This window comes from Cytophagia bacterium CHB2, from assembly GCA_030263535.1.
Taxonomy (GTDB): domain Bacteria; phylum Zhuqueibacterota; class Zhuqueibacteria; order Zhuqueibacterales; family Zhuqueibacteraceae; genus Coneutiohabitans.
Genome location: SZPB01000196.1, coordinates 1 through 12,056, shown reverse-complemented (window position 1 = coordinate 12,056; position 12,056 = coordinate 1). Strand labels below are relative to the sequence as shown.

At 53.9% G+C, this 12,056-nt stretch carries 8 protein-coding genes; 2 read left to right on the top strand and 6 right to left on the bottom strand.

Annotated features, from left to right (window positions below; genetic code table 11):
• Positions 1 to 144: F0F1 ATP synthase subunit A (locus tag FBQ85_17940; GenBank protein MDL1877016.1), on the top strand; the 144-nt coding region annotated here is incomplete at its 5' end.
• Between the two features lie 69 nt (positions 145 to 213).
• Entirely contained in the window at positions 214 to 438 is a 225-nt protein-coding gene (locus tag FBQ85_17935; GenBank protein ID MDL1877015.1) for a F0F1 ATP synthase subunit C, read from the top strand.
• A 9-nt stretch (positions 439 to 447) separates the two neighbouring features.
• Here the strand turns inward: FBQ85_17935 and FBQ85_17930 are convergent, their stop codons facing one another.
• From FBQ85_17930 to FBQ85_17905, 6 genes are all read right to left on the bottom strand, one after another.
• On the bottom strand, positions 448 to 843 hold the full coding sequence (locus tag FBQ85_17930) for an ATP-binding cassette domain-containing protein (protein MDL1877014.1): 396 nt from the start codon (positions 841 to 843) through the stop codon (positions 448 to 450).
• 865 nt (positions 844 to 1,708) lie between these two features.
• Positions 1,709 to 3,034, bottom strand: a complete 1,326-nt coding sequence (locus FBQ85_17925; GenBank protein MDL1877013.1) for a hypothetical protein — start codon at positions 3,032 to 3,034, stop codon at positions 1,709 to 1,711.
• Between the two features lie 305 nt (positions 3,035 to 3,339).
• Positions 3,340 to 6,504 carry an efflux RND transporter permease subunit gene (locus tag FBQ85_17920; GenBank protein ID MDL1877012.1) on the bottom strand — a complete coding sequence of 1,055 codons (3,165 nt, stop codon included), beginning with the start codon at positions 6,502 to 6,504 and terminating at the stop codon, positions 3,340 to 3,342.
• The gene (locus FBQ85_17915) at positions 6,501 to 6,764 is read right to left on the bottom strand and encodes a hypothetical protein (protein ID MDL1877011.1); all 264 of its coding nucleotides are present in this window, start codon (positions 6,762 to 6,764) and stop codon (positions 6,501 to 6,503) included. The genes FBQ85_17920 and FBQ85_17915 overlap by 4 nt, the downstream gene beginning before the upstream one ends.
• Entirely contained in the window at positions 6,754 to 7,182 is a 429-nt protein-coding gene (locus tag FBQ85_17910; protein MDL1877010.1) for a hypothetical protein, read from the bottom strand. The genes FBQ85_17915 and FBQ85_17910 overlap by 11 nt, the downstream gene beginning before the upstream one ends.
• 191 nt (positions 7,183 to 7,373) lie before the next feature.
• On the bottom strand, positions 7,374 to 10,565 hold the full coding sequence (locus FBQ85_17905) for an efflux RND transporter permease subunit (protein ID MDL1877009.1): 3,192 nt from the start codon (positions 10,563 to 10,565) through the stop codon (positions 7,374 to 7,376).
• Positions 10,566 to 12,056 lie beyond the last annotated feature (1,491 nt).

Here is a 12,056-nt window from a genome sequence, read left to right as displayed (position 1 = left end):
GTGGCGCTGGGCGCTTTTGGCGTGCTGCCGCTATTATTCGTCATCGCCTTTACCGGCCTGGAATTGCTGGTGGCGTTGCTGCAAGCCTACGTGTTCGCCGTTCTGTCCTGCATCTACCTTAATGATGCCTTGCATCTGCACTAAGGATGGAAACGGCGAAAGCGGAGAATTTTTAACCCTTCAACCGAGTTTTTAGACGAGAGGATATTACCCATGGACGTTGAAGCTGCACGCATGATCGGCGCGGGACTTTCCTGTTTTGCTCTGATCGGCGCCGGTCTCGGCATCGGCAACATCTTCGGCAACTACCTGGCGGGCGCGTTGCGCAATCCGTCGGCGGCGCCGTCGCAGTTCACCAACTTGCTGCTCGGCTTCGCCCTGGCGGAAGCGACCGGTCTTTTCGGCCTGATCGTCGGCTTTATCATTCTGTTCGGCTAAGGCTGGCCGCTAATTGATCGCGATGCCGGTAGCTTTGGCCTGCTCCGTGCTTTGCCCATAAAGCCGGCCGAAAAAAATCAGGCATTCCAGTCCGGTCATTTGCTTGTGGAATCCCAGACTCTCCGGCAGCACGCCGATCTTGCGGCGCAACTCCACCGGATTATCCGAGCTGATGCCGTTTACTACAAAGTGGCCCGCGTCCGGCTCCAGAATCGTCGTCAAAATGCGGATGGCGGTGGTTTTTCCTGCGCCGTTGGGACCCAGGAAACCCAGAATGCGCCCGGCATTTAACGAGAACGATAATCCTTTCAGCGCTTCTCGCAGGCCGTAAGACTTGCGCAGGTCCTTGGCGACCAGCACTTCCGTCTCCGAGCGCGAAGCTTTGGGGGTTTTGTCGTCAAACATAGATGCACTCCTCCTTAGAAGGTTATACCTATAATACGTGTCTGCAAACCAACAAAGTGCCGCACTTGTTTAACCGGGAAACGATTCGTTGCGAGGCGCTGATTCGGGCTTCATGGATGCTTACCTGGCCTCTCGAAGGGTTGCTGCTAGTTAGAAAAAACCGTGTATATGAATTGCTCTGACGGGCTTGCGAATAGCTGAAATCGTTTTTCGCGCGTTTAACAGGAAGCAATTTTAAGCGTTTGTTGCAAAAATTTCTTCGCTGTAATATAATAAAAAAACAATAAGAAAGTGTCATGATTGTGTAGTTGAATTGTAAATTACTTGTAAAACCCAGTGTGGCTAGCATGACAACGTTAAGCTCGAGATTTATCCCTACTTTTGTCCCTGTCAGGAGGAATCTTGTGATGTACTGGGTTTGCTGTCGGTTTGAGTCGCTTTCTTATTACTTCACAAGATTCTTGCAGAATGACACAACTCGGTGTTTGCATCGACTTAACGTTGTAGTATTAGAAGGCCTGTTTGACCCCTTTGTTGGGGTTTGGTGATATCTCTTGAGTACCGATTTTCCAGGGCGTTGCCCTTCGCTTCTGCATTTCGCCCCTTTGTTTGGGGCTATTGTCACTTCGACTTAACGTTGTAGTGTCAATTCGCAGTTTGAAAATATCGCTTTGTCCGTTATCGCTATGCTGACGCCTATTCCGCAAAAACGCCCCACGAGGGGGCGTTCTATAATTCAAGGTGGCCATGACGAGGAGGAGCTTACGGTATCACCTTGAATTTTTTCATTCTTACCCTCTCGCTGCCGTTTCATCAAGACTTGGGATCATGACGCTGCTTTTACACTGGCCTATGCACAACAATCTCAAAAATTCACCAACGCATTGAGGCGCACGCGCATGAACGAATCGTTCTCAAAGCCGTCAGTTTCCACGGCTTCCAATTCGTTGCGGCGATAGCGGTACAGCGTTACATTGAGTATCATGTTTTCGTGCGCGACATAGTCGACGCCGAGCGTGTGCTGGATATAATTGGTTGTAAGCGTGGTATTGTCATGCGAGAAAGCCGCCAGCACCGCATCCGCCTCGGTTTTCGTAAAAGCGTATTGCAAACGCCAATCGTGTATTTTTGTGGTTTTACCGAGGTATAATTCCACGTTAAGCCCGGCATCCTGTTCACCCTGCCCGCCGTCCACAGCGCCGCGATTCTTCACAAAGTTTCCCACCACCCGCAACGGCCATTGCTCGCCGAAGCCGCGATAATCAATGGCTGCAATTGCATCGATCAAATCGAAATCCGAGAGATACCCGTCGCCCGCGGGGTTCAGGTAATTGCTGCCAATATCGCCGGAGTTGGCATTGACCAGGCTTTTGATGGTATAGTCATAATAAGCGCCGGCCAGCGTCAGGCTCAAGTTGTCGCTGGCATTGATGGCAAACTGCAACTGACCGCCCAACATGTAGCTGTCGTCACGGCTTGTTTGTTCGTCGATGACGTAATAGACGCCGGTAAGCTTGGGAACGACGGTGGGAGAACCGGCTAAGGTGTAACTCGCGCCAAAGCCCTGCGGATTGACGTCGCCATCCCACACCATTTCAGTCGTCCGGAAGGGATTGGCGAACTTGCCGCCGGTGAGAAAAAAGTTTTGGTAAGCCAACTCCATGTAGGCGCGGTCCAGACTGATGGTGAGATCATTGGCAAAGTCGCCAATCGTAATGTCCGTGGTGTTGGGATCATCCGGCGAGCCGGTTGCCAGGCGCGCGCCAAAATTGAACAGGCCGTTAATCTTTTTGCTCATACCGAAGCGAAAGCGTACGACTTCACGGTTGCGCGGATCGCGAATATCCGGCAGCGCCCCGGGCTCTTGTTTCGTCGTGGTTTCATGCCGCACGCGGAAGTCGCCGGCAAATTTTAGCGGGTCCTGCGCTTTTGCTGGGGCGACCATCACAAAGAGAGCCAGCATAACCAGCAAAAAGGCCAGCGGGCCAATTTCTTGCAAAACCGGAGATTCTGCTTGCAGTCCCAGCGGGGCCAGCATGAAGCTGAGAGGGCGTCCGTAAAACGTCGCGCTGAAAAGGCGGGAACGGATAGTTTTCTTTTGGGTATCAGTGTTTTTCATGATTGCACGCTCAAGAGGTTTAAATTGAAGAGGTTGCCGTTTGTCAATTGCAATAAGACCGGCCGGATGCATCGACTGGCCAGTCTATGAACGCGAAAACTGGGTAAAACTTCCCCTCCCCCTTTAAGAAGAGGGGAAGTTCATTAGGAGGTAAGGAGACATGAACGTCGTTAAGCCTCACGCGATTTGTGCGCTGGCGGCACCATTGAACATTGTCCTTTGTGGATTCAAGTATATCCCCCTTTTGCTTTCCTCAGAGCGTATCTGAGAAGCCACTGACCGGTCACTTTAGTGCGTAAGGCTTCGGTCTCTCAACGAATTTAAGTGACCGGTCAGTCTCACTTTCTGCTTTTCAGATACGCTCTAACAGAAGGGGATTACTGCCCCAAGCTGGTTAACGCAAGTTGCGCGCGCCCGACGTCATTGCCATTGTTGCGGCGGCCGAACTTCAAGTACAGGCTCGGAACCACAAACAGGTTGAGCAGCGTCGAGGTGATCAAGCCGCCGAGAATCACCACGGCCATTGGGTGTTCGATCTCGTTGCCGGGAATCGCGCCCGCGATCACCAATGGAATCAATGCCAAACCGGTGGTCGAGGCCGTCATCAAGATCGGTGCTAAGCGCTCTTTCGCGCCGCGCAGCACAAGCCCGACACCAAAAGGTTCGCCTTCTTGTTCTTCGAGGTGCTGGAAGTGATTGATCATCAAGATGCCGTTGCGTGCTGAGATTCCCAAAACTGTAAGGAATCCGACCATTGAGCCGAGCGAAATGACGCCATCGCCCAACCAGGCCGCCATCACGCCGCCGACCAGAGCCGAGGGCAACAGCAAGAAGGACAGCGTTGCCAGACGCCCATTCTTGAAGGACGTGTGCAGGAAGAAGAAAATCGCGATGCCGGCGATGATCGCAAAAATGAGCATCTTGCGCTGCACCGCTTGCCGCTCGGTATACTCGCCCAGCAACACGGGATAGTACTCTTGCGGAAATTCAACGGTCGCCAGCGCGGCTTGCACGTCGGCATAAACCGCGCCGAGATCGCGGCCTTTCACATTGCCGCCGACATCGATGCGGCGTTTGAGGTGTTCACGATTAACCACGTTCGGTGTGGGTGCGACGCGCACTTCCGCCACTTCTTGCAATTGCACGTGACCGCCGCCGGGGACGTCGAGCAACATTTCCTTGATGTCGGTTACGCTGTTGCGTGCCGAAGCAATGCTCCACACATTGACGTCGTAGGTCCGGTTGCCAATGTGAATGTCACCCGCCTCTTCACCGGCGACCATCGTGGTGGCCATACGGCGAACATCGCCTGGTTTGAGTCCGTATTTTTGCGCTTTGGCGAGATCGACTTTGATCTCGATCTGTGGAATCTTCTCCTGAAACGAGAAGTGCAGTTCGACGATGCCGGGAATTTTCGACAGGGCTTCTTTCACTTCTGCAGCCTTTTCGCCGAGCACGTCCAAATCAGTGCCAAAGATGCGCACCACGATGGCCTCAGAGGTGCCGGTCAACACTTCGCGGATGCGCTCTTTGAGATAGGTCTGGACGTCCCGATAAATTCCGGGATAGCCGTCGACCGTCTCCTGGATTTTGGCCAGCGTCTCATCATAGTCCACCTTCGGATCGATACTGACCCAGTGTTCGGCAAAGTACATTCCGACAACTTCGTCCATAATCAGCGCTTGTCCGATGTGGGAGCCCAGGTTGAGCACGCCGGGAATGGAAAGCAACTCTTCGGCACTCTGAATGCTGATGCGCTGCATTTCCGGCCAGGAGGTGCCGGGCTTGGTCAGCCAGTGCATGAGGAAATCCCGCTCCTTGAAGTCAGGCAGCAGAGATTGCCCCAGTCGCGGATAGATCAAAAGGCCTGCCAGAAGGAAGACACCGACCGTGCTGTAGGCCATGACCGGTTTTTTGACGATCTTCGCCAACAGCGAATCGTAACCGCGCTGCAGCCAGCGCGTGAGTGGCGATTCGCGGTGTTCCAACGGCACGTTGCGCAACAGCAGAAAGCTCATTGCCGGCGTAACCGTTAGCGCGACGACGGTCGAGGCTGCAATCGCGATCGAATACGAAAGTGCCAGTGGCTTAAAAAACGCGCCGGACAGGCCTTCCATCACGAAGACCGGCAACAGCGCCGCCACTTCAATCAAGGTCGAAAAAATGATGGCGTGTCGCACTTCAAAGGAGGCTTCGAGAATGACCCTGCTAATCGGCACCTTTTTGCCTTCCTTGCGATTTTGACGCAGGCGCCTCACGATATTTTCGACATCGACGATGGCATCATCGACCACGGCCCCCAGGGCAATCACCAACCCGGCCAGCACCATGGTGTTAATCGTCGTATCCCGCACCCAGAGTACCATCAAGGCGGTCATCAATGACAAGGGGATGGCAGTCGAGCTGATCAAAGCGGTACGCCACTCGTAGAGAAAGGCAAAAAGAATCATAATCACCAGGACCGCCGCAATGAGCAACGCCTTATTGAGATTGTCGATGGACATCTCAATGAAGGTGGCGGGGCGGAAGATGGCCGCGTCAATCTCCACGTCTGGGAGGCCGGGCCGCATGGCATCAATAGCTTTTTCCACCTCTTGCGTCACACGCAAGGTGTTGCCCCATGGAAATTTTTCCACGATGAGCAACAGGCCGATGCCATCATTGACAATGCCTTCACCGATCATGGGTTGATGACCCATGACCACCTCGGCGACATCTTTCAAGTGAATTTGCTGGCCATTTCTGACCACAACCGGCATTTCGCCCAAGTCTGTTGCCGTAACATTTTCATAATCTTTGACCAGGGGCAAAACGTGCCGGACCTGCAATCGCTGATTCGGGGTATCGACCCAGCCGCCGGAGCCGACATGGTGTCCCTCTGAAAACTGGAACAATCCGACATCCAACGCAGTGGTGGTGGCCTCCATCACTTCATCCAGGGTCACTTTGTGCTTTTTCATCCACTCCGGCACAACATTCACCTGGAACATTTCAATGCGCTCACCCCAAATGGCGACATTCGCCACTCCAGGAACGCGCAACAAACGCTGGCGGATGGTCCAGTAGGTGATCATCGATAAATCGACCACCGATTTGGTTTTCGAAGAAATTCCGATCTTCAACATGCGGCTGGTGGCCGAAAGCGGGGGCAGCATAATCGGCGGCGCAGCCCACGTCGGCAGAATCGGTGATATCGTGGTCAGACGTTCATGAACATTTTGCCGGGCCAGCAGCAAATCGGTGCCGGCCTGAAAATACATTTTGATGGCAGACAAATCCGGAACCGATTTGGAGCGCATAACCGTCATTCCAGGGATTCCGGCGAGTACCTGCTCCAGTGGCACGGTCACCAGAGATTCGACCTCTTCCGGGGAAAGCCCGAGGCAGATGGTCTGAACTTCAACCATCGGCGGGGCAAACTCCGGGAAGACGTCCACCGGCATTTTGCCGAGTTGACCGATACCGAAGTACATCAGGCCCGCGGCGATCGCAATCACCAGGAACCGAAACTTCAGGCTCGATCCAACAATCCATCGCATCATAGCGAACCTCTATAAGTAGTTTTTTTCAAAGCAAAGTTAAAAGTTTGAGAAAGGTAAATCATCGGTTGCTTGTTGCTGGTATACTGTTTTACCACAATTTCGTAGTCCTGCCCCTTGTGGGGCATTGCTGTAACCGCGACCTCATGGTTTTTGACATCCGCCCACAAGGGGCGGGGGCTACAAAACCTGCGCAATACGAATTTTTCAAAACCAGCAACGAGCAACCAACGACCAGCAACCAGCATCCAGTTAATGCCCAACTTTGAACTCAGTGCCATACAACTCGGCCACTGCAACAGTTGCGATGGTTGTGCCGGCAGGCGGACCGGAATTCAAAGTCACTGTGTCACCCGTAATCCTGTCGATATCGACTTTGTGACGGACGTACGTGCGTGGCGCCGGACTGGTGTAGACCCAGGTTTCACCCTTCGGATCATAGATCAGCGAAGAATACGGAACCATGGTCTTGCCTCCCTGCTCACGGACTGCTTCGGTTCGAACGTCGAGCCGTTTTACGGCTTGCTCGGTGAGCGTTACTTTCTTGACATCCGATCCGGGAATGGCTTCAACCTCGGCCGGATGCTCGGCATGATGGCCGGCGTGATGTTTTTGGCATGCAGTGATTTGCAGACCGACAATCAGCAGTGCTGCAATCATCAATCGATTCAGATTCTTCATCGCTATCTCCTGTTCGTTGTATGCTGGTTTAGAGCAGGTTTTTAACACCTGTCTCAATCGTGTCATTCTGCCGGAATCCTTTTTGAAACTTATCAAGTCCTGATTTTTAGAATGACCTTTTATCGGTTGATTTGCAAACATGCCCGAGCTGAGCGGTTTGCCGCCCAGCCCAGGTCAGCAAAAACGTTTTATCACATAGCCGGCTCGACTTTTCCGCTCTCTCTCATTCTTTCCATCGCCTCGCGCATTTCTTCTTCGGTGACGACCGTGATGGGCAGATCGAGATCGGGTTCGCGCTTCGCGCCAAAGAGCAAGTACATGGCAGGCACGCCCACCAGGCTGTACAGGGTCGAGGTGATCAAACCACCGATGACCACCACGGCCAGCGGTTGGGCGATTTCCAGACCGGCGATGTTACCGGCAAACGCCAGTGGCAAGAACACCAGCGCCAGCGCGACTGCCGTCAACAAGATTGGGCCGGCATGCTCGCGTGTGGCGTGCTGCACCAATTCGGCGCCAAACTGTTCACCCTCGCGCTCAAGCCGCCGATAACGGCTGACCAAAGTCATGCTGTTGCGCACGGTAATCCCGAAGACGGCAAAGAATCCCACAATCGCGCCAAATGAGACATCGCCGCCGGCGGTTAACCAGGCCGCCAAGGCACTACCGGCCAAAGCCATCGGTAACGTCACAAAGACAACCGTTGCCAGGCGCCAGCTCTGGAAGAACACTTGCAAGAGCAGGAAGATGCCAATAGCAGTGGCAATCGCAAAGGCCATGACGCGGTTTTGGGCGGCGAGCCGCTCCGCATATTGACCCAGCAATTCAGCGCGGTATTCCAGCGGGAAATCGATTTGATCAATGCCCTTTTCTATATCAGCAGCGACAGCCGCGAGATCACGTCCGCGCACATCAGCGATCACATCGACACGGCGCGCCACGGCATCACGATGGATTTCAGCCTCTCCCGGCATGATGCGCACTTGGGCGACATCCTGCAAGCGCACGTGGCCACCTTCGGGCCGGTCGATGAGAAGATTGGAAACACTTTCGACGCTATGGCGCACACTCGGTGCGCCCCACACGACGACGTCGAACACTTTTTGATTTTCGAAAAGGCTGCCGACCACGATACCCGAGACCAAGGAGGTTGCGGCCCGGCGCACATCACCAGGTTTGAGGCCATAGTTTTTGGCTCGTTCGATGTCGACCTCGATTTCCAGCGTCGGCATTTCGGCGGGATACTGCACGTAGGGATTAACGATACCGCCGACTTTCGCCAACATGCTCTGAACTTCCTCCGCCTTTTTGATGATCATATCCGTGTTTTCGCCATAAACACGCACGATCAGGTTCTCACCGGTACCGGAAAGTTCTTCTCGCACCTTCAATTCACTATATGTCAAGACTTCCGGTGATAATCCCGGATATCCGCTCACCACTTCCTGAACGCGCGCGGCGGTGGCATCATAATCAGCGGCAGGATCAATGCTGACCAAAATTTCGCTGTCGTTGACGTTGGTGCGCTTATCCGACATAATCGCGCGGCCAATATGCGAGCTGACATTGCGGACGCCTGGAACAGAGCGCAACTCATGGCTGGCCAGGTTGGTAATGCGAGTCATGGCCGGATGGGAAGTGGCCGGGCTGCCAGCCATGCGGACCACGAGGTCGGTTTCTTTAAACGCCGGCAGCAGCGATTCCTGACGCAAGAATGCCAAGGAAAGCAAACCGACCACTGCCAAAGCACAGGCGGTAACAAAAGCCGGGCGCGGAGCGCGAGCGGCCCAGCCAAACAGGCCGTTGTAGAGACCGCGCAATACGCCCATAGCGGGAGAATCGCCGGCCTGAAGTGATCCCTTGCGCAACAATAGCAGGCTCAACGCCGGGGTAATGGTCAAGGCGACCGCTAATGAGGAAAGCAATGCCAGGACATAGGAGTTTGCCACCGGCTGCCAAAACGCGCCGGAAACGCCTTCCAAGAGCATGAGCGGCACTGCGGTTAACAACATGATCGCTGTCGCGTAAAGCAAGGGGCTCCGCACTTCGGTGACAGCTTCGTAAATGATGTTCGAGGTGGATTTGCCGCTACGCTCTTCACGCGATTGGCGTAAACGCCGGACGATGTTTTCGACGCCGACGATGGCGTCGTCGACAAGGGCGACCAAACCGATTATCAATCCGGCAATGATCATCATGTTGACCTCGACGCCACGCAGGTAGAGTACGCCTCCGGCGACGATGGCAGACACCAACACGCTTACGGAGGAGATCAAGGCCGTACGCCAATTAAAGAAAAAGGCGAAAAGCGCCAGAATCATGAGAATGCCGCTGATCAGCAATGTCGAGGAAAGATTGTTGACGGCCACATCCAGGAAGGTTGCGGGACGAAAAAGTGTGGGATCCATTTCCACGCCGGCGAGGCCGTGACGCAGAGCAGCCAGCGCCTTTTCAACATCCTGAGTCACTTGCTTGGTGTTGGCCCACGGAAATTTCTCAACCACTAAAATGAGCGAAGCGGCGTCATTAACGAACGCGTCGCCGATAAGGGGCTGATGATCCTCCATCACCGTGGCAATATCGCCCAAACGCTTCGAGGGACTGCCTTCGATGGGCACTTTAGCCAAATCATCGGCAGTTTGAATGGGAAGGATATGCCGCACACCCAGTCTTTGATTCGGCGTGTCAATCCAACCGCCGGTGCCGGGCGTCGACGCTTCCAAAAAGGTCAACGGTGAGGCCCACAACGAATTGCCGGCAGTGGTGATGACTTGCATCAGGCTTACGCCTTCTGCGCGCAGTTTTTCTGGATCTACCTGCACTTGCAATTGCTGCTCGCGCTCACCCCAAATAGAGACATTGGCCACACCAGACAAGCCCATCAGCCGAGGCACAATCGTCCAGCGGGCGAGCACTGACAAATCGATCAGAGAATGCTTACTAGAGGTCAAGCCAATCTCCATACACCGGCCGGTCGAAGCAACGGGATTGATCATGGAGGGCGGTTTCGACACTTGCGGCAGAGCAAAGATCTCAGTCATGCGCTCCTGCGCGACTTGCCGGGCCTTCATGATGTCAGTCCCCCGCTCGAAGATCAGAGTGACCGACGACAAGCCGGGAATCGATACGGACCGGATTTCCTCAGCCCAGGGCGTGCCATTCATCATGTCCGCCTCAAACGGCGTGGTGATCATGGCCTCCACCTCTTGAGCCGAAAGCCCGAGGGCTTCTGCTTGAATTTCAACATAAGGCCGCGTGAACTCCGGCAGAGCATCCACCGGCATTTTGCGAAGCTGTGTGAAGCCGAATACGATCAGCAACGCCGCAGCCGCAGCCATCACGAGTCGAAGCTTCAGGCTCGACCCAACAATCCAACGCATCATTGCAGACCTCCGTTGGTTAGGTGATACAACCTGGGTTATTTCATGCGTTTGTTTGACAGTTATTTTGCAAGTTGTTCACAAGGCTGTGACACATTTGCACTTTTTTTTTTGTATGTTTATCGTGGGTAATTTTTTACAGTGATCACGATATTTTAAAAACAAAATTCCCTTTCTTCTGAGAGTGTTTTTTGTGCAGGTGTCCGCCAATTCCGGCGCGGCGCAATGCGCAAAAAATCTCAGAATAGCTTGGAATACAGCCCAGCTTTATTTCTCACCCCAAAAAGCAACCCATTGAACCGCGAAGACGCCAAGACCACGAAGAGATTCCAACGGCTCTTAGCGATCAGTTCTAAAAATCACACAAAATGCAATGCCGTTCACTTCGTAGTCCCACCCCCTTGTGGGGTGCTATAACGTGAGCAGAATCATCGTCCTACAAGAGGCAGGGACTACGAACAAAATGTCAAGTGAACAGCTTTGGCGCTAAGTGCGCATCTGAAAAATCCTTCACTAGTTCGTCACCTTCACTCTCGTGTGGCATGATGGAACACGATATTTCAGTGTTCCACCAGCCGCCCACAAGGGGCGGGGGCTACGTTCGTGCGGGAAGTTATTTTTGGATGAATCCTTACTTGGCTGCCTGTCCGGTACCCGGCATTTGCTCCAATGGCGGGGTATGTGCATACACGTTTTTGCTGACTTCGTACGCGTGCTTTTCCATCTTCAGCGCTTCCGCGCGCACCGCGGCCATGGCCTCGGCGTCGAGCTGTTCGACCTTGGTCAACTCCAAAATCTCTTTGGTTTTTTCACCCGCCCCTCGCCAACCCACGTAAACATTGCCCACGCCGGGCGCATAATACTTGAGTTGTTGCGCATCCGGTTCCGCAGCGCTGGTTTCGGCAATCACCAAAACATCTTTGTATTGGCCGGCCGGTACCTTGGTTTCAACGCCCATCTGATCGACTTGCCCACGGTCGGTCCAGTCCACTGCCGGGCCCCAGCCTTGCGCATAGCTGGGCGTTCCGAGCTGCGGTTTTCCTTGCATCATGATGCCAGCGCGCGCTTCTTCAAAGCCGTGAATCCAGGTGGGTGCGGTAATAAATTTTCCTTCGTCATATTCTTCGGGATATTCACCCATGCGCCAGACGTTGCCGTCATTGTCCTGCGCAAAAAAAGCCAACTCCGCCTCGACCAGTTCGCCGTCGCTATAGTCCAGATCCCATGTGACCAGCGAGGGGACGCCGCCGATCACTTTGGTCATGTCGGTGACATTGATCACAACTCTGTGCGGCACGACCGTGCCATCGTCCTCGACGGTAGTGCCTTCATAGGTATAGCGCATACCCGGCTTCATGGGCAAATAGGTGTTGTCGATATTGGTCGGATTAGCGAAGTTATTGGCGTCGAAATCCTCCCACTTTTTCTCAGCGGCTTTGTTCTCGGCCATCGCTTCGGTTTTGCTTGCCGGTTTGTTGTCGGCTTTGGTGTCCT